Here is an 18435-nt window from a genome sequence, read left to right as displayed (position 1 = left end):
CCGAACGTGACGTTGCCCGAGACCACCACCACCGCCATCGCGAAGCGGAAGGGGCGCGACGTCGCCCCCGAGATCGCGCGCTCCTGGCTGCTGGTGAACGCCACCCGCACCGAGACGTTCGACGCCGCGCACGCGTCCCGCGCCGACCAGATCGTCCTCGACATCGAGGACGCGGTCGACCCCAAGGCGAAGCCCGACGCGCGGACCGACGTCGCGGAGTGGCTGACCGGCGAGAAGCGCGCCTGGGTCCGCATCAACGACCACTCCACCCCGTTCTGGTCCGACGACGTCGACGCGCTGAAGGGCCTGCCCGGCCTCGCCGGCGTCATGCTCGCCAAGACCGAGGCCGCTGAGCACGTCACCGAGACCTTCGATCGCCTCGGCGGCTCCACCCCGGTGCTCGCCCTGGTCGAGTCCGCCCTCGGCATCGAGGAGGCGGTCTCGATCGCCCGCGCCCGCGGCACCTTCCGCCTCGCGTTCGGCAGTGGCGACTACCGCCGCGACACGGGCACCAGCGCCGACGACCTCGCGATGGCCTACCCGCGCTCGCGCCTGGTCGTCGCCTCGCGCATCGGCGACCTGCCCGGCCCGATCGACGGCCCGACCGTCTCGAACAGCCACCCCGTGCTGCGCGAGCAGTCCGCGCTCACGGTCTCGCTCGGCCTCACCGGGAAGCTCTGCCTCGACACCGAGCAGCTCGCCGTGATCAACGAGGTCATCAGCCCGACGCCGTCCGACGTCGCCTGGGCCCGCGACTTCCTCGATGACTTCGAGGCCCGCGGCCGCGTCATCCGCGACGGCAGCGACCTGCCCCGGCTGGGCCGCGCAAAGAAGATCGACAAGCTGGCCACGGCGTTCGGCGTCAACCCGCTGTGATCCGTCGCGGGGAGGGCGCCACCGCGGCACACTGAGGGAGCCGCGGAGACCCTCCCGCGCAGGACGGAGACTCCGATGGGCGCGGTCAGCACCTTCCTCTGGTTCGACGACGGCGCGGGGGAGGCGGCGCGCTTCTACACGGAGCTGGTGCCGAACTCGCGAATCACCGGAAGCCAGGTGCTGCCGGAGGGCTCCCCGTCGCCCGGCGAGGTGCTGTCGGTGACGTTCGAGCTCGACGGGCAGCGGTTCCAGGCGATCAACGCCGGGCCGCGGTTCCCGTTCACCGAGGCCGTCTCGATCGTCGTGACCGTCGGCGACCAGTCCGAGCTCGACCGGCTGTGGGACGCCCTGATCGCGGACGGCGGCGAGGAGAGCCGGTGCGGCTGGCTCCGCGACCGCTGGGGGCTGTCCTGGCAGATCGTGCCGGAGGTCCTCCCGCGTCTGCTCGGAGGCGCCGACCCCGAGGCGTCCGCGCGCGCTCTGCAGGCGATGCTCGCGATGAGCCGCCTCGACATCGCGGAGCTGGAGCGGGCCCATGCCGGCGCGTGACTCCGCCCGCCCGCGCCGCTCGACCTCGCTGCGGCGCGCGTACCTCCGCGACTACCGCTACGCCTACGGCTCGCGCTTCGTGCACCTGCGGGAGGGCTGGGACGTGTCGCGGTATGCGTCCGGCGACGGCGCTCCGGTGCTGCTCATCCCCGGGATCTACGAGACGTGGCAGTTCCTCCGGCCCATCGCCGAGAGGCTGCACGCGGCGGGCCATCCGATCCACGTGCTGCCCGCGCTCGGCTACAACACGCGGCCGATCGTCGCGTCGGCCGGACTCGGCCAGGACTACCTGCGCGAGCACGATCTGCGCGGAGTCGTCGTCGTCGCGCACAGCAAGGGCGGCCTGATCGGCAAGCACATGATGGTCGTCGACGACCGCGAGGACGGGCGGATCGAGCGGATGATCGCCGTCTCGACCCCGTTCAACGGCTCGTCGCTCGCACGGATCGCCCCGGCGCGGGCGCTCCGGGAGTTCGCGCCCCACCGCCCGCTGATCCGCACCCTGCTGGCCGAGCGCGAGGCCGACGCGCGCATCACGTCGATCTACGGGATGCGCGACCAGTACATCCCCGGAGGGAGCCGCCTCGCCGGGGCGCGCGAGAACATCGCGGTCTCGGTGGTCGGCCACTTCGCGCTGCTCTCGAGCCCGAAGGTGCTCGACCTCATCGCGGCCCGGGTCTGAGGCCGGACGGGATCCGCTGGGCTCGCCGCCCACGTGAGGCGCCTGCCGTGCGGCGCGACCGCGACCGGAGGACGGCCGCCTCAGCGACGGGCCGAGCCGCCCGCCGCGCTCAGGACCAGGGAGTGAGCAGCACGAGCGGGATCTGACGCTCGGTCTTCGTCTGGTACTCGGCGTAGTCCGGCCACGCGGCGACCGCGCGCTCCCACCAGGCCGCGCGCAGATCGCCCTCGAGCACGCTCGCGGCGTAGTCCTTCTTCACTGGCCCGTCCTGCAGCTCGACGTGCGGCTCCTTGAGCATGTTGCCGTACCAGACGGGGTGCTCGGGCGCGCCGCCCTTGGACGCGACGACCACGTACTCGCCCTCGTGCTCGACGCGCATCAGCGCGGTCTTGCGGAGCTTCCCGCTCTTCGAGCCGACGGTGGTCAGGACGATGATGGGGCGGCCGCGGAGGAGGTTCCCCTCGGCTCCGCCGGTCCGCTCGTAGAGCTCCGCCTGCTCGCGGGCCCACTCGGACGTGCTGGGTTCGTACTCTCCGGTCAGCGGCATGCCTCCGATCGTACGGCCGCGGCGGCCCCGGTGGCCGACCCGTGTGCAGGAGGATGGAGCGGTGTTCTCCGCAGACCCGTTCGACCGAGCCCGTATCGCCCTCCTGCGCGACGATCTGATCCGCGCCCGCTACGGCGTGGACGCCGTGCGGGGGCTCTGGGGCGACGAAGCGGCCGAGGCGCTGCACCGCGGCGACCGGGTCCCCGCCCGCCGCGCCCTCGAGCGCAGCGGCGACCACGACGCGCTGGCCACCCTCGCCCGCCTGTTCCTCCTGGCCGATCCCGTCTCGGCGGACGACGCGGACGAGGCGTTCGGCGCTCTCGCGCTGGAGGGGGCGGTGGAGCTCGGCCTGGTGCGCGTCGAGGCCGGAGCCGTCGTCACCGCGGCCCTCGACCTGCGCCCCTACGACGTGGTCGACCAGCGCGGCGCGGCCTCCTGGTGGATCGCCTCCGACCTCGGGGAGCTCGCCCTCGGCCGCGCGCTCGACGAGGACCACGTGCTCGGCGTCGGCGGCGCGAGCCTCACGCTGACCGGCCTGATGATCCAGCGGCCCGTCGGCCGCGTGCTCGACCTGGGGACCGGCTGCGGGATCCAGGCGCTGCACGCCTCCCGCCACGCCGAGCAGGTGGTCGCCACCGACATCTCCGAGCGCGCGCTCGCGCTCGCCTCCTTCACCGCGGCGCTCAACGGGATCGAGAACATCGAGTTCCGCCGCGGCAGCCTCTACGAGCCGGTCGCGGGGGAGCGCTTCGACCACATCGTCACGAACCCGCCGTTCGTCATCACGCCGCGAGCCGAGGGCGTCCCCTCCTACGAGTACCGCGACGGCGGGCTGGAGGGCGACGAGATCGTGCGCCGCGTCATCCTCGGAGCCGCCGAGCACCTGGTGCCCGGCGGTGTCGCGCAGCTCCTGGGGAACTGGGAGTACCGGGAGGGCGCGGACGCCTTCGACCGGATCGCGGACTGGCTCGCCGACGCCCGCAGCCCGCTGGAGCAGGCGCTCGAGGCGGGGCCCGAGGGGCTCGACGCCTGGATGGGCGGGACCGCCTCTCCTCTGGACGTCTGGGTCGTGGAGCGCGAGCGTCAGGATCCGGCGGTCTACGCCGAGACCTGGATCCGGGACGGCGGCACGACTCGCGGCCCCGCGTTCGACGCGCTGGTCGACGCCTGGCTGACCGACTTCGAGCGGCGCGGGGTGACCGGCGTCGGCTTCGGCTACGTCACGCTCCGCCTGCCCGAGCAGCCCCGCCCGCCGATCCGCCGCCTCGAGCGGATCACCACGCCGGTCGCGACCGCGGGCCTGGGCGGCCACCTCGCCGCCTGCCTCGACGCGGCCGAGGCCCTCGCGTCGCTCGACGATCGCGCTCTGGCGGGTCTCGCCCTGGTCGTCGCCGGAGACGTCACGGAGGAACGGCACTACTGGCCGGGCAACGACGATCCGACGGTGCTGCGGCTGCGCCAGGGCGGCGGGTTCGCCCGGGTCGAGGAGGTCGACACGGCGCTCGCCGCCGTGGTCGGCGCCTGCGACGGCGAGCTCTCGGTGGCGGCGATCGCGGCGGCGGTCGCCTCGCTCCTCCAGGTCGAGGAGGAGGCGGTGTCCGACTCGGTGCTGCCGCGGGTGCGCGAGCTGGTGGCGACGGGGCTGCTGCGGCTGCCCAAGGGGGAACGCGGCTAGAAGAGGGTGGCGGAGTCCTCGACGGGGGCCGCGGCGGGCGCGGCGGCGGCCGTCGGCCATCCGGGTCCGGCGTCGACGGGCTGCCGGCGCTGGTAGGCGGTCGCGGCGCTCCGGGCACGGACATCGGCGGCCTCGTTCATCCGGTGGTTGGCGTGCCCCTTCACCCACTCGAAGGTGACCGCCCGGCCCTGCAGCTCCTCGTCGAGCGCCTTGATGATCTCGACGTTCATCACCGGCTTGCCGTCGGCCTTGCGCCAGCCCTTCCGCTTCCAGCCCGGCAGCCACTCGGTGCAGGCCTTGATGGCGTACTGGCTGTCGCAGAGGATGTGCAGCGGCTCCTCCTCCTGCGCGGTCGCGCGCAGCAGCTCGAGCACCGCGGTGAGCTCGCCGATGTTGTTCGTGCCGTGCGACCAGCCGCCCGCGGCCCAGCGCTCGTCGTCGACGTACCAGGCCCAGCCGGCGGGGCCGGGGTTGCCCAGTGCGGACCCGTCTGCGGCGGCGATGATGCTCACGTGCGTCTCTCCTCGTGCTCTCGGTGCTCACGCCGGTGCGGCGCCCTCCGAGGGTAGTCGGCGGGCGGGGCGGTCCGCGGCGCGCGGCGCGGAGTCAGGCGGAGGAGGAGCGGCGCGCGATCGTCACGCGCGTCGAGTACGGCATCGCGACGGTCCCGCTCCCGCCCGACTCCTCGTCCACCACGGCGTCGACCGCCGCGAGGACCGCGGCGCGCTCCTCCTCGGGCATCGCGATGACGGAGCTGCGGGACGCGAACATGTCCCGCACCCCGGCTCGGTCCAGCTCGAAGGACCACTCGAAGGCCGCGAACGCCACCCGCTCGAGAGCGGAGCCGAGCGGCGGCCGGAGTGTCTCGAAGCGCTCGGCGGTGGAGGCTCCGGCGACCTCGCCGAGCCGGCGCACCCAGGGGACCGACTCGTCGCGGATGTTCCACACCAGCGCGAGCACGCCCTCCGGCACCAGGACGCGGGCGACTTCGGCTCCCGCGCGCTCGGCGTCGACCCAGTGCCACGACTGCGCGGCGGTGACGAGCTCCGCGGAGGCGTCCGCGGCGGGGATCGCCTCGGCCGTCCCCTCCTCGGGGCGGACCCCCGGCAGATTCGAGGCGAGCCGCGCGAGCATCTCCGCGTCGGGCTCGACCGCGGTCACGGCGAGGCCGCGGGACGCGAGCGACGCGGTGAACTTGCCCGTTCCCGCGCCGAGGTCCACGGCGCGCAGCCGATCGGAGGCGTCGGCTCCCGCCGCGCGGGCCCGCTCCGGGATGAAGGCGCCCGCCACCCGCGCGGGGGCGTGCCCCACGATCCAGTCGACGGCGTCGTCGGGGTAGCCGGGCCGCCCGCGGTCGTAGGCGTCGACCGCGCTGCCGAAGGAGCGTCCGAGGCCGCTCATCGCTTCTCCGCTGCCCGCGCGAGCACGTCCACCGCGTAGCCGTAGCCGGCGATCCCCGCGCCGACGATCACGGCGATCGCGACGTCCGAGAGGTAGGAGTGCTGCCGGAACGGCTCGCGCCGGTGCACGTTGCTCACGTGCACCTCGACCATCGGCAGCTCGGTCGCGAGGACGGCGTCGCGGATCGCGATCGACGTGTGCGTGTACGCCCCGGCGTTGAGCACCACTCCCGAGACGGAGCCGCGAGCCGCGTGCAGCCGGTCGACGATCGCGCCCTCCGAGCTGCTCTGGAAGGTCTCGACCGTGAAGCCGTGCCGCTCGGCCGCCTCCGCCGCCAGCGCCTCGGCGTCAGCGAGGGTGTCCGAGCCGTAGAGCTCGGGCTCGCGGGTGCCGAGCAGGTTCAGGTTCGGGCCGTTGAGGACGAGGATCGGCAGCTTCACGCTCCGACCCTAGCGCCGGCCGTCCCCGCGAGCGGGAGCGGCGGCAGCGCCGCGCGCAGGAGGATCAGCTCGCGCGCATGGGCGTCCAGACGCCGGTCCTCCTCGGTCCGCGGCTCGAGAGGCGGGACCGGCTCGGCCGCCCCGTCGGAGCCCCGCACCACGAAGACGCTCCGGCACTGCGTGGTCAGCTCCAGCTCGCCGGTCCGCGGGTCCCCGGAGCGCACGTGCACCGCCAGGTGCATGCTCCGGGCGCTCGTGTGGATGAGGCGCGCCTCCACCTCGACGAGGTGCCCGATGCGCACCGGACGGTAGAAGTGGATCCCGCCGGAGTAGACGGCCACCGCGTCGCGGCCGGTCCAGCGCTGTGCGACCGCGTCGGCCGCCTCGTCGATCCAGCGCATCACGATCCCGCCGTGGGCGTTGCCGCCCCAGTTGACGTCTCCCGGTGCCGCGAGGAAGCGGAACACGATCCGCGGACCGGTGCCCTCCTCGGTGTACTCCTGGGCGCGCATCACGTCGTGCAGCCTCCGGCGGCCCTCGATGCGCGCGGCGGCGCCCTCGGCGAGGGACAGGTCCTCGATCGAGCGGGGCCGCCACTCCGGGACCGACCGCGGCCTCTTCTCGTCGTCGACGGCCACGAACACGAGGAGGCAGTGCGTGGCGTCCTCGTAGAGGCCGGTCCGCGGATCCGCCTGCGCGACCTGCACCAGCACGTGCATGCTCGTGCGCCCGGTGTGGATGACGCGGGCGGTCGCCTCGATCAGGTTGCCGACCGAGATGGGCCGGGTGAAGTGGACGTTGCCGACGTACGCCGTCACGCAGTAGCCGCCGCTCCAGCCCACGGCGCAGGCGTAGCCGGCCTTGTCGATCCACTCGAGGACGCGGCCGGCCTGGGCACTGCGGCCGTCGGCGGTGGCGTCCTGCGGGGCGGCGAGGAAGCGGAGCGTGATGCGGTCGGTCATGGTGCCCGTCGTCGTGGGAGCGGAAGGGGGGAGTGGACCCGCGGGGGTGCGAGGAAAGGGGGATGATCCGCCCGCGGGCCACAGGGGTGTCCGGCAGGAGCCGGCTCGGTCAGGGGGATCAGGCCGCCAGCGGCAGCTTCTCGGCGAGGAGCCGGAGCCGCAGGGCCTGGAGCTCGGCGGACAGCTCGGGCGGCAGCCGGTCGCCGAACCGCGTGAAGAACTCCTCCGTGAGCGCGCACTCCTCCAGCCACGCCTCGACCGGGACGGAGAACAGCTCCTCCTTCTGGGCCGCGGAGAGCAGGAGCCCGTGCGTGTCGATCGCGAGCGGCAGGTCGCCGAGGGGGCTCCGCCGCGCCTCCGCCAGCCCCTCCAGGCGGCGGACGAGCCACTGCAGCACCCGCGCGTTCTCGCCGAAGCCGGGCCAGAGGAACTCGCCGTCCGCGTCCTTCCGGAACCAGTTGACCTGGAACACGGCCGGCGCCGCATCGCCGAGTTCGGCGCCGATCGCGAGCCAGTGCGCGAAGTAGTCGGCCATGTTGTAGCCGCAGAAGGGGAGCATCGCGAACGGATCGCGGCGCAGCTCCCCGACCGTGCCCTCCGCGGCCGCGGTCTTCTCGGAGGCGACGGTCGCACCCAGGAAGACGCCGTGCTGCCACGAGGTGGCCTGCGTGACCAGCGGGACGTTGCTCGCCCGTCGGCCCCCGAAGACGATCGCGTCCAGCGGCACGCCCTCGTGGGCGTCCCAGTCGGCGGAGAGCGACGGGCACTGCGCGGCCGGCGCGGTGAAGCGGGAGTTGGGGTGCGCGGCGGGCGTGCCGGACGCCGGCGTCCACGGCTGCCCGCGCCAGTCGGTCAGCCGCTCCGGTACCTCGTCGGTCAGGCCCTCCCACCACACGTCGCCGTCCTCGCGGAGCGCGACGTTGGTGAAGATCGTGTTGCCCCAGAGCGTCTGCACGGCGTTCGGGTTCGAGCTCTCCCCGGTGCCGGGAGCGACGCCGAAGAAGCCCGTCTCCGGGTTCATCGCCCAGAGGCGTCCGTCCTCCCCGCGGCGCATCCAGGTGATGTCGTCGCCCAGCGTCTCGACCCGCCAGCCGGGGATCGCGGGCTGCATCATCGCGAGGTTGGTCTTGCCGCACGCGCTCGGGAAGGCGGCGGCGACGTGGTAGCGCCGTCCCTCGGGCGAGACGATGCGGATCAGCAGCATGTGCTCGGCGAGCCAGCCCTCCTCGCGCCCCATCGCCGAGGCGATGCGCAGGGCGAAGCACTTCTTCGCCAGCAGGGCGTTGCCGCCGTAGCCGGAGCCGTACGAGACGATCTCGCGCGTCTCCGGGAACTGGGTGATGTACTTCACGGGGCTGCACGGCCAGGCGACGTCCTCGCGGGTGACGCCGTCCGCGTCGCGGAGGGGCAGCCCCACGGTGTGCACGCCGCGGACGAACGGGGTCTCCTCGGTGAAGGCGGCCAGCGGCTCGGAGCCCACGCGCGCCATGATCCGCAGGTTCAGCACCGCGTAGGCCGAGTCGGTGACCTGGACGCCCAGCTGCGAGAGCGGACCGCCGACGGGCCCCATCGAGAACGGGACGACGTACATCGTCCGTCCGCGCATCGCTCCGTCGAGGAGGGGAGCGAGCTCGGCCCTCATCGCGGCGGGCTCGCGCCAGTTGTTGGTCGGTCCCGCGTCGGCCTCGTCGGTCGTGCAGATGAAGGTGCGGTCCTCGACCCGGGCGACGTCGTCCGGGTCGGTGCGGGCCAGGAACGAGCCGGGCCGCCACTCCGGATTGAGCGGGAGGAGCGTGCCGGAGGCGACGAGCCGCTCGGTGAGGCGGTACCACTCCCCGGGGGAGCCGTCGCTCCACTCGATCGCGTCGGGCTTGAGGATCGCGGCGGTCTCGCGCACCCAGCGGCGGAGGGCGAGGGGCGCCGGCGGCACGACGGGCGCGGGGACGGACGTCGGCGCGGTCATGGTGCTCGGCTCGAGTCGGACGGTGTTGCTGTAGATGCTCATGCTGGCTCCGCTTTCGGTGGTCGTCGTCGACGGGGGTGGGGAGTCGCCGGCCGCAGCCAGGAAGAGGCCGGCCGGGCCGGGAGGGGCGCTCAGTGGCGCCTGAAGCCAGGATGGAGGAGGATCGGGAGGTATTCCCGGCGCTCAGGCGGTCAAGAAACCACCTTTTTGCGCTTCCGTCACAACCGATCGCTGGAGCTCGCCGTGACCGATCCCTCGACGCCCGCCCCGGGCTCCGACGCCGTGCTGCTCGGGCAGCGCCTGCGCCACTTCCGCACCCGGCGCGGACTGACCCTCGGGCAGCTCGCCGAGCGCGTCGACGTGTCGGGGAGCCAGCTCTCGCTGATCGAGACGGGGCGCCGCGAGCCGCGCCTCTCCCTCCTGCAGCGCCTCGCGGCCGCGCTCGGCGTCGAGCTGGCGGCGCTGCTCTCGGACGAGCCGCCGAGCGAGCGGGCCGCGCTCGAGATCGAGCTGGCGCGCGTGCAGAAGGGGTCGCTGTACCGCTCGCTCGGCCTGCCCGAGTTCAAGGTCAACAAGGGGCTGAGCACGCCCGTGCTGGAGGCGTTCCTCGGCGTCTACCGCGAGCTCGCCCGTCGCCGGAGCGAGGCGAGTGCCACACCGGAGGAGGCGCGCCGGGCCAACACCGCCCAGCGGCTCCAGCTGCGCGAGCGCAGCTCCTACCTGCCCGAGATCGAGGAGGTGGCGGGCGAGATGCTCCGGACCGTCGGGCACCGCGGAGGAGCACTGACCCACAGCTCCGTCTCGAAGATGGCCCGGCACCTCGGCTTCGAGATCATCCACGTCGGCGACCTGCCGCACTCCGCCCGCTCGGTGATCGACCTCGCGAACGGCAGGATCTACCTCCCGCCCGCCTCGATCCCCGGGGGGCACGGCCTGCGGGCGCTGGCGCTGCAGGCGATGGCGCACCGCCTCCTCGGGCACGAGCGGCCGGTGACCTACGCCGACTTCCTCCGCCAGCGCCTCGAGATCAACTACTTCGCCGCCGCGTGCCTGATGCCGCTGGAGCCGGCGGTCGCGTTCCTCCAGGAGGCGAAGCGCGAGCGGGACATCTCGGTGGAGGACTTCCGCGACGGCTTCGGCGTCACCCACGAGGCCGCCGCCCTGCGCTTCACGAACCTGCTCACCTCGCACCTCGACATCCGGATGCACTTCCTGCGGGTGCTGGGAGACGGCTCGATCCAGAAGGCCTACGAGAACGACGGGCTGCCGCTGCCGACCGACGTCACCGGGGCCGTCGAGGGCCAGGTGGTCTGCCGCTACTGGTCGGCGCGCTCCGCGTTCACCCGGACCAACCGGACGACGGAGTACTACCAGTACGTCGACACCCCGGCGGGGACCTTCTGGTCGGCGTCGCAGACCGGCACGACCGCCACCGAGGAGTTCTCGATCACCGTGGGTGTCCCGTTCGCCGAGGCCCGCTTCTTCCGAGGCCGCGACACCGACCGCCGCGAGCTCTCCCGCTGCCCCGACGAGTCCTGCTGCCGACGCGCCCCGTCGGAGCTCGCCGCGCGCTGGGACGGCAACGCCTGGCCGAGCGCGCGCCTGCACGCGCACGTGCTCGCGCCGCTGCCGTCGGGGACCTTCCCCGGCATCGACGACGCCGAGGTCTACGAGTTCCTCGACGCGCACGCCCGCGAGTCCTGACCGCTCCCGCGAGACGCCGCTCCGGTGCGCCTGGGTCGGCGTGCCGCGTACCCGAGCGCGTCCCGCGGAAGGGCGGGAGTCGTCAGTCCGAGATGAGGGCGCGGGCCGTTCCCTCGTCGAGGATGAGGTCGGTGATGAGGCCGGCCGCCAGGGCGCCGCGCAGGCCCGGCAGCTTCGAGGCGCCCGACACGACGCAGATCCGGCGCGACGCGCGGCGCACCGTGGAGAGGTCCGGACCGCTTGCACGTTCGTTCATGGGGATGTCGTCCCAGCTGCCGTCGGACCGGTAGAACACCGTCGCGACGTCGCCGACGACCCCGGAGCCGCTGAGCGAGGTGAAGTCGCTCGGCTCCAGGTAGCCGCCGATGTAGACCTTCGAGGGGACCGCCGCGAACGGCGACCCGAGCCCGAACAGCGCCACGTCCATCCGCTGCTGCAGCTCCAGGACCCGTCGGGTGGAGCGCTCGCGCCACACCGCCTGCTTGGTGGTCGGGTCGTCGAAGAACGCCGGCACCGGGAACTGCTGGACCTTCGCCGCGTAGGCGTCACCGAAGCGGCGGAGGATCTCGCTCGAGTAGTTGATGCCCGTGGTCTCGGTGTTGCCGGCGCCGTTCAGCTGCACGATCTGCGTGTTGTGCGTCTCCTTGGCGATCAGGTGGCGGCTGATCGCGCTCATCGTGGAGCCCCAGGCGATGCCGACGATCATGTTCGAGTCGATGAACTGCCCGAGGATCCTCGCTGCGGACAGGGCGACCCGCTCGAGCCGGTCGATCTCGCTGGTGTGGTCCGGCACCGGCACGATGTGCGCCGTGATGTCGAAGTGGGACCGCACCTCGGCCGAGAGGGCGCTCGCCCGGTCGAGGGGGGAGCGGATCTGGATGTCGACCAGGCCGGTCGCGCGGGCGTGCGAGAGCAGGCGCGAGACGGAGGAGCGCGACGTGTGCAGCTCGTGCGCGATCGCGTCCATCGTCAGATCCTGCATGTAGTACAGCTGGGCCGCACGCAGCGCGTCCCGCGTCTTGTCGGGATGGGTCGCGTGGGTCGTCTCGTCGAGTTCGACGACCGGTCTCACCGGGGTCATAGCGCTCCCTGCACGGATTTCCACCCGTCTTGACCGGATGTGTTGTCGGGTCAAGGATGGCTGTATTCCTCCGCGAAATCAATCGGTCATCTCCCCGGTGCACGCTGGTGCGGAGGCCTCGACGACACCCCTACGACACGAAGGCGAGTACGAAGTGGCACAGTCCGACGGAACTCCCGGAAACTCCGCTCTGCGCGAGAGCGTCGCTGCTCTCCGCGACAACCCCCGCGCCACGGTCCTGGTCATCGGCGGTGGCATCAACGGCATCGGGACCTTCCGCGAGCTCGCGCTCAACGGCGTCGACGTCGCCCTCGTCGAGCGCGGCGACTACGTCTCCGGTGCCTCGAGCGCCTCGAGCCACATGATCCACGGCGGCATCCGCTACCTCGAGAACGGCGAGTTCCGACTCGTCAACGAGGGCGTGCACGAGCGCAACGGCCTGCTGAAGATCGCTCCCCATTACGTGAAGCCGCTGCAGACGACGATCCCGATCTACTCGACGTTCTCGGGCATCCTCGCGGCTCCGCTGCGCTTCCTGACCCACAAGTCGGGCAAGCCGCAGGAGCGCGGTGCGCTGCTGATCAAGGTCGGCCTCACGATGTACGACTTCTTCTCCCGCGACGGCGGCACGGTCCCGCGCCACCAGTTCCACGGGCGCAAGCGCTCGCTGAACGAGCTCCCCAAGCTCGACCCGAAGATCAAGTACACCGCCACCTACTTCGACGCCTCCGTGCACGAGCCCGAGCGCCTCGCGCTCGACGTGCTCCACGACGCGCTGATCGGCGGCAGGAAGGCCCGCGCGGCCAACTACGTCGAGGCCGTCGGCGCCGACGAGAAGGGCGTCGTCCTCCGCGATCGCGAGTCCGGCGAGGAGTTCACCTTCGCGGCGGACGTCGTCGTCAACGTCTCCGGACCGTGGACCGACTTCACCAACACGGCCCTCGGCACGTCCACGAAATTCATGGGCGGCACCAAGGGCTCGCACATCGTGCTCGACAACCCCGAGCTGGTCGAGGCCTGCGAGGGTCGCGAGATGTTCTTCGAGCACAGCGACGGACGCATCGTCCTCATCTACCCGCTCAAGGGCCGCGTGATGGTCGGCACGACCGACATCGACGCCGACCCCACGAAGCCGGCGGTGTGCACGGAGGAGGAGATCGACTACTTCTTCGAGCTCGTCAACCACGTCTTCCCGGCCATCCGCGTGGACCGTTCGCAGATCGTCTTCAAGTTCTCCGGCATCCGCCCGCTGCCCCGCCACGACGACGAGGCCCCGGGCTTCGTCTCCCGCGACTACCGCATCGAGCCCTCGACGCTCCCCGGCAACGGCTCGCCCGTGCTCAGCCTGGTCGGCGGCAAGTGGACGACGTTCCGCGCCCTGTCGGAGCACCTCTCGAACGAGGTCTTCAAGCGGATCGGCGTGACCCGTCGCGTCTCCACCGTGAAGACCCCCATCGGAGGCGGCAAGGGCTTCCCGCGCACCGACGCGTCCCGCGCGCAGTGGATCAGCCAGCACCGCTCCGGGCTCTCCTCGGCCCGCACGGGCCAGCTGCTCGAGCGCTACGGCACCCGCGCGCAGGAGGTCATCGAGGCCCTGGCCGACGGACACGACGAGGCGCTCGACTTCGACAAGGACTTCACCACCGGTGAGATCCGCTACCTCGCCCAGCGCGAGAGCGTGGTGCACCTCATCGACCTGGTGATGCGCCGCACCAACCACGCCTTCACGGGCGGCCTGAGCCGCGAGCTCCTCGAGGAGCTCGCCGAGCACACGGGCGCCGTGCTGGGCTGGGACGACGCCGCCCGCGCGTCGGAGGTCGACGCGACCATCGCGCACCTCAAGGAGTACAACGGCGTCGACGTCGGGGGCACCTCGGTGCAGACCCCGACGGCCGTGCCCGCCTCCTGATCGGCGATCAGGCGCGGATCGACGGAAGCCCCGGACCGAGGACCACCTCGACCGGGGCTTCCGTCGTGACAACGCACAAACGTGCACGCGCCGTTCCTTGTCGCTAGGACAGGGCGCCGATAACTTCACACCGTCGGGCATCGAAGCCCGCCGCGGACGCCTGTGCGCGTCCGTCTTACGAAAAGGAAAAGGTCAACGTGGACAATCTCGGAGTGGTCTTCCTCGCCGAAGTCGTGGGAACGGCCATGCTCGTGCTCCTCGGCTGCGGTGTCGTCGCCAACGTCGCGCTCGTGAAGAGCAAGGGTCTCAACGGCGGAACCCTCATGGTCAACATCGGCTGGGGCTTCGCGGTCTTCGCCGGTGTGATCGTCTCGTACAACTCGGGGGCGCACCTCAACCCCGCGGTCACCCTGGGCCTCGTCGCGAGCGGAGCGACCGAGTTCGGATCCGGCGTGCCCGTCAACATCGTCTCGATCCTCGTCTACATCCTCGCCCAGATGATCGGTGCGATCCTCGGTGCCGTCTTCTGCTGGCTCGCCTACAAGCAGCACTTCGACGAGGAGCCCGACGCGGCGAACAAGCTCGGCGTCTTCTCGACCGGCCCGGCGATCCGCTCGTACGGCTGGAACTTCGTCACCGAGGTCATCGGCACCTTCGTCCTCGTCTTCGTCGTCATCGGCTTCGGCGGCGGACGTCAGGGCGACGGCGGTCTGGCCGCGCTCGGCGCGCTGCCCGTCGCCATCCTGGTGATCGCGATCGGCGCCTCCCTCGGCGGCCCGACCGGCTACGCCATCAACCCCGCCCGCGACCTCGGCCCCCGCATCGCGCACGCTCTCCTGCCGATCAAGGGCAAGGGCTCGAGCGACTGGAGCTACGCCTGGGTGCCCGTCGCCGGCCCGATCGTCGGTGGAGTGCTCGCGGGCCTCGCCTCGCTCGTGCTGCTCCCGGTCCTCTAGACCGCCGCGCTTCCTTTCACCCCCGTTACGAAGGAGTAATCATTCATGGCTGACTACGTCATCGCTATCGACCAGGGGACCACGTCGTCCCGCGCGATCATCTTCGACAAGAAGGGATCGATCGTCTCCACCGGCCAGAAGGAGCACGAGCAGATCTTCCCGCGCGCCGGCTGGGTCGAGCACGACCCGATCGAGATCTGGAACAACGTCCGCGAGGTGATCGGCCAGGCTCTCTCCCGCGCCGACCTGACCCGCCACGACATCGCCTCCGTCGGCATCACCAACCAGCGCGAGACCGCTGTCGTCTGGGACAGGACGACCGGCAAGCCCGTCTACAACGCCATCGTCTGGCAGGACACCCGCACCCAGTCGATCGTCGACCGCCTCGCCGGCGACGAGGGCGCGGACCGCTTCAAGTCGATCGTGGGCCTCCCGCTCGCGACCTACTTCTCCGGCACCAAGATCGTCTGGATCCTCGAGAACGTCGAGGGTGCTCGCGAGAAGGCCGAGGCGGGCGACCTGATCTTCGGCACGACGGACACCTGGGTCCTCTGGAACCTGACCGGCGGCATCGACGGCGGCGTCCACAAGACCGACGTCACCAACGCCTCCCGCACCCTGTTCCTCGACCTCGAGACCCTCGAGTGGCGCGACGACATCCTCGAGGCCTTCGGGGTCCCCAAGTCGATGCTCCCCGAGGTCTGCTCCTCCTCCGAGGTCTACGGCCACGTCGAGTCCTCGTCGCTGCTGCGCGAGGTCCCGATCGCCGGCATCCTCGGCGACCAGCAGGCCGCGACCTTCGGCCAGGCGGCGTTCGACCCGGGCGAGGCGAAGAACACCTACGGCACCGGCAACTTCCTGATCTTCAACACGGGCACCGAGATCGTCCACTCGAAGAACGGTCTGCTCACCACCATCGGCTACAAGCTCGGCGACGGCGAGGTGCACTACGCGCTCGAGGGCTCGATCGCGGTCTCCGGCTCGCTGATCCAGTGGCTGCGCGACAACCTGGGCCTCATCGGCTCGGCCCCCGAGGTCGAGGCGCTGGCCGCCACGGTCGAGGACAACGGAGGCGCGTACTTCGTCCCCGCCTTCTCTGGTCTGTTCGCCCCCTACTGGCGCTCCGACGCCCGCGGAGCCCTCGTCGGCCTCACCCGCTACGTCAACAAGGGCCACATCGCCCGCGCCGCGCTCGAGGCGACCGCCTTCCAGACCCGCGAGGTCCTGGACGCGGTCAACGCCGACTCCGGCGTCCCCCTGCAGGAGCTCAAGGTCGACGGCGGCATGATCGCCAACAACCTGCTCATGCAGTTCCAGGCCGACATCCTCGGCGTCCCGGTCGTCCGACCGGTCGTCGCGGAGACCACTGCGCTCGGAGCGGCCTACGCAGCCGGACTCGCGGTCGGCTTCTGGGAGAACCTCGACGACCTGCGCCAGAACTGGCAGGAGGACTCGCGCTGGACCCCGCAGATGGACCAGGACGAGGCCGCCCGCCAGTACCGCCTCTGGAAGAAGGCCGTCACCAAGACCTTCGACTGGATCGACGAGGACGTGCAGTAGTTCCTTCCGCGGCAGTCCCTGCCTGCCGCGGCGCGGTCGGCTCATCGAGGTGGTCGCGTCTCGGGGAGCGGGTTCCGTCCGGCTAGGGGACGACGCTGACACGCGTCCTCCCCGTTCGCCTTGCGCAACGAGCGGATGGCGTGAGTCCGTTCACGTGAAGCGCCCTGTCCGACCCTCGGGTCGGGTGGGGCGCTTCGTCGTTCCGACGACGGCGCAACGGCTATCGCAACGGGGTGGTTCGGGGACACCCATGCTGGTCGAGTGGTCGCCGCAGACGGCTCATCGAGACCCGGCAATTCGGACGTGCATGCTGGTCGCTTAGTCGCTGCAGGCGGCTTATCGAGACCAGACCCGGGCGGGGCCTCAGTCCGCCGACAGCCCGAGCTGCGCGTCCAGCTCGTCCAGGGAGCCGATCCGGCGCACGCCCAGCTCGACCGCCTCGGGCGGCAGCACGCGGCCGTGCTCGGGACCGCCGACGCGGTCGAGCCAGACGCCGCGCAGGCCCGCAGCGGCCGCTCCGACGGCGTCGGTGCCGAGCCGGTCGCCGACGTAGAGGGCCTCCTCCGGAGAGACCCCGAACCGCTCGCAGGCGATCGCGAAGATCCGCGCGTCCGGCTTGGTGACGCCGACGTCGCCGGAGGCGACCACGTGCTCGAAGCGACCGGAGAGGCCCGTGCCCTCGATCTTCCCCCGCTGGAAGTCGAGCACGCCGTTGGTGATGACGCCGAGGCGGACCCCGGCGGCGTCGAGCCGGTCGAGGACGGGCAGCGCGTCGTCGTGGAGGGTCCAGGCGGCGACGTAGTGCTCGAGGTACCCGCGGAACCAGGAGCTCGCCTCCTCGGGAGTCAGCCCGACTCCGGCCTCCGCGGCGAAGTCCGTGGCGCGCGCCCGGCGCTGGCCCTCGTAGTCGAGCTCGCCCGCGAGGTAGCGGTGGTAGTGCTCCTCCTCGAGCAGGTGCCAGCGGCGCTGCACGTCGGCCGGCTCGCCGGCGTAGGCGGCGCCGAGCGAGGCGGCGTACGCGACGATCCCCTCCCGCACAGCGCGGGCATGGGCGAAGAGGGTGTCGTCGAGGTCGAAGAGCGCGAGCCGCAGCACGGCCGCCTCAGCGGACGCGGCGGAGGAGGCCGACGGAGTCGTAGACGGCGGTGAGCGTGCGCTCCGCGGTCTCGGACGCGCGGTCGGCGGCGAGGGAGAGGACCCGGTCGAGCTCGGCCGGGTCGGCGAGCAGCTCCGCGGTCCGCGCGCGGATCGGGTCGAAGGTGGCGGCGACCACCTCGACGAGGCCCTTCTTGAGGTCCCCGTAGCCGCGGCCCGCGTACTCCTGCTCCAGCGACTCGACGGAGCGGTCGGCGAGGACCGAGTAGATCGTCAGCAGGTTCGAGACGCCGGGCTTCGCCGCCCGGTCGAAGCGCACCTCCGACTCGGTGTCCGTCACGGCGCGCATGATCTTCTTCGCGGTCGCCTTCGGCTCGTCGAGCACGCTGAGCAGGCCCGCATCCGACTCCGCCGACTTCGACATCTTGGCGCCCGGGTTCTGCAGGTCGAAGATCTTCGCGGTCTCGCGCACGATGTGGGGCTCCGGCACGGCGAAGGTCTTGCCGAAGCGCGAGTTGAAGCGCGCGGCGAGATCGCGGGTGAGCTCCAGGTGCTGGCGCTGGTCCTCGCCGACCGGCACCGCGTCCGTCTGGTAGAGCAGGATGTCGGCCGCCATCAGGATCGGGTAGGTGAACAGGCCCACCGAGGCGGCCTCAGCGCCCTGCTTCGCCGACTTGTCCTTGAACTGCGTCATCCGGCTGGCCTCGCCGAAGCCGGTCAGGGTGTTGAGGACCCAGGCGAGCTCGGCGTGAGCGGGCACGTGGGACTGGATGAAGAGGGTCGAGCGCGCGGGGTCGATGCCCGCGGCGATGTACTGCGCGGCGGTCGCGCGGGTGCGCTCGCGGAGCTGCTGCGGGTCCTGCGGGACCGTGATCGCGTGCAGGTCGACGACGCAGAAGTAGGCGTCGAAGTCCTCCTGCATCGCGACCCACTGGGTCAGCGCGCCGATGTAGTTGCCGAGGTGCAGCGACCCGGAGGAGGGCTGCATGCCGGAGAAGATGACGGGCTTGGCGCCCGGGGTGCTGGGAGTCATGG

The 18435-nt window shown here is 71.9% G+C and carries 17 protein-coding genes; 8 read left to right on the top strand and 9 right to left on the bottom strand.

Annotation, left to right across the window (positions count from 1 at the left end):
- The first annotated feature begins 12 nt into the window (after positions 1 to 12).
- From C5C36_RS12090 to C5C36_RS12080, 3 genes are all read left to right on the top strand, one after another.
- Complete coding sequence (locus C5C36_RS12090) at positions 13 to 876, top strand: CoA ester lyase (protein ID WP_208543400.1); 864 nt, start codon at positions 13 to 15, stop codon at positions 874 to 876.
- A 75-nt stretch (positions 877 to 951) separates the two neighbouring features.
- A complete protein-coding gene (locus C5C36_RS12085; protein ID WP_104263191.1) occupies positions 952 to 1425 on the top strand; it encodes a VOC family protein in 474 nt (157 codons plus the stop codon).
- Positions 1412 to 2107 carry a triacylglycerol lipase gene (locus tag C5C36_RS12080; protein WP_104223206.1) on the top strand — a complete coding sequence of 232 codons (696 nt, stop codon included), beginning with the start codon at positions 1412 to 1414 and terminating at the stop codon, positions 2105 to 2107. The genes C5C36_RS12085 and C5C36_RS12080 overlap by 14 nt, the downstream gene beginning before the upstream one ends.
- A gap of 109 nt (positions 2108 to 2216) precedes the next feature.
- Here the strand turns inward: C5C36_RS12080 and C5C36_RS12075 are convergent, their stop codons facing one another.
- Positions 2217 to 2654 carry a nitroreductase family deazaflavin-dependent oxidoreductase gene (locus C5C36_RS12075; RefSeq protein ID WP_104223205.1) on the bottom strand — a complete coding sequence of 146 codons (438 nt, stop codon included), beginning with the start codon at positions 2652 to 2654 and terminating at the stop codon, positions 2217 to 2219.
- Between the two features lie 61 nt (positions 2655 to 2715).
- Here C5C36_RS12075 and C5C36_RS12070 point away from each other — a divergent pair, with 61 nt between their 5' ends.
- The gene (locus tag C5C36_RS12070; protein ID WP_258063665.1) at positions 2716 to 4329 is read left to right on the top strand and encodes a methyltransferase; all 1614 of its coding nucleotides are present in this window, start codon (positions 2716 to 2718) and stop codon (positions 4327 to 4329) included.
- Here C5C36_RS12070 and C5C36_RS12065 read toward each other — a convergent pair.
- From C5C36_RS12065 to C5C36_RS12045, 5 genes are all read right to left on the bottom strand, one after another.
- Positions 4326 to 4841, bottom strand: coding sequence for a ribonuclease H (locus C5C36_RS12065; protein ID WP_104263193.1), 516 nt, complete (start codon positions 4839 to 4841; stop codon positions 4326 to 4328). The two genes, C5C36_RS12070 and C5C36_RS12065, sit on opposite strands and share 4 nt — an antisense overlap.
- Before the next feature lie 94 nt (positions 4842 to 4935).
- Positions 4936 to 5730 (bottom strand): class I SAM-dependent methyltransferase, encoded by a 795-nt coding sequence (locus tag C5C36_RS12060; protein ID WP_104263194.1) that lies wholly within the window; start codon positions 5728 to 5730, stop codon positions 4936 to 4938.
- Positions 5727 to 6170 carry a type II 3-dehydroquinate dehydratase gene (gene aroQ, locus C5C36_RS12055; RefSeq protein ID WP_104238317.1) on the bottom strand — a complete coding sequence of 148 codons (444 nt, stop codon included), beginning with the start codon at positions 6168 to 6170 and terminating at the stop codon, positions 5727 to 5729. Before aroQ ends, C5C36_RS12060 begins: the two co-directional genes overlap by 4 nt.
- Positions 6167 to 7132 (bottom strand): acyl-CoA thioesterase, encoded by a 966-nt coding sequence (locus C5C36_RS12050; RefSeq protein ID WP_104226429.1) that lies wholly within the window; start codon positions 7130 to 7132, stop codon positions 6167 to 6169. Before C5C36_RS12050 ends, aroQ begins: the two co-directional genes overlap by 4 nt.
- 118 nt (positions 7133 to 7250) lie before the next feature.
- On the bottom strand, positions 7251 to 9095 hold the full coding sequence (locus C5C36_RS12045) for a phosphoenolpyruvate carboxykinase (GTP) (protein ID WP_104309816.1): 1845 nt from the start codon (positions 9093 to 9095) through the stop codon (positions 7251 to 7253).
- A gap of 243 nt (positions 9096 to 9338) precedes the next feature.
- On the opposite strand from C5C36_RS12045, the gene C5C36_RS12040 reads away from it, so the two are divergent.
- Complete coding sequence (locus tag C5C36_RS12040; protein WP_104223199.1) at positions 9339 to 10799, top strand: helix-turn-helix domain-containing protein; 1461 nt, start codon at positions 9339 to 9341, stop codon at positions 10797 to 10799.
- 82 nt (positions 10800 to 10881) lie between these two features.
- Here the strand turns inward: C5C36_RS12040 and C5C36_RS12035 are convergent, their stop codons facing one another.
- On the bottom strand, positions 10882 to 11880 hold the full coding sequence (locus tag C5C36_RS12035; protein WP_104223198.1) for a sugar-binding transcriptional regulator: 999 nt from the start codon (positions 11878 to 11880) through the stop codon (positions 10882 to 10884).
- 154 nt (positions 11881 to 12034) lie between these two features.
- On the opposite strand from C5C36_RS12035, the gene C5C36_RS12030 reads away from it, so the two are divergent.
- The 3 genes from C5C36_RS12030 (at position 12035) to glpK (ending at position 16305) form a co-directional block, all read left to right on the top strand.
- Positions 12035 to 13789 carry a glycerol-3-phosphate dehydrogenase/oxidase gene (locus C5C36_RS12030; protein ID WP_258061232.1) on the top strand — a complete coding sequence of 585 codons (1755 nt, stop codon included), beginning with the start codon at positions 12035 to 12037 and terminating at the stop codon, positions 13787 to 13789.
- Between the two features lie 245 nt (positions 13790 to 14034).
- The gene (locus C5C36_RS12025; RefSeq protein ID WP_374952909.1) at positions 14035 to 14745 is read left to right on the top strand and encodes an MIP/aquaporin family protein; all 711 of its coding nucleotides are present in this window, start codon (positions 14035 to 14037) and stop codon (positions 14743 to 14745) included.
- A 45-nt stretch (positions 14746 to 14790) separates the two neighbouring features.
- Positions 14791 to 16305: a glycerol kinase GlpK gene (gene glpK / locus C5C36_RS12020; protein ID WP_104226427.1), complete on the top strand. Its 1515-nt coding sequence runs from the start codon at positions 14791 to 14793 to the stop codon at positions 16303 to 16305.
- A 363-nt stretch (positions 16306 to 16668) separates the two neighbouring features.
- On the opposite strand, the gene C5C36_RS12015 is transcribed toward glpK, so the two are convergent.
- Together C5C36_RS12015 and trpS are read right to left on the bottom strand one after the other, a co-directional pair.
- Positions 16669 to 17400, bottom strand: a complete 732-nt coding sequence (locus C5C36_RS12015) for an HAD family hydrolase (RefSeq protein ID WP_104309802.1) — start codon at positions 17398 to 17400, stop codon at positions 16669 to 16671.
- Between the two features lie 7 nt (positions 17401 to 17407).
- A complete protein-coding gene (trpS, locus tag C5C36_RS12010; RefSeq protein ID WP_104309801.1) occupies positions 17408 to 18433 on the bottom strand; it encodes a tryptophan--tRNA ligase in 1026 nt (341 codons plus the stop codon).
- Positions 18434 to 18435: the final 2 nt, after the last annotated feature.

Origin of the sequence: Rathayibacter sp. AY1G1 (assembly GCF_002932095.1) — a bacterium.
Lineage (GTDB): Bacteria > Actinomycetota > Actinomycetes > Actinomycetales > Microbacteriaceae > Rathayibacter.
The sequence above is the reverse complement of the archived record's forward strand: the minus strand, read 5'-3'. Positions and strand labels throughout refer to the sequence as shown.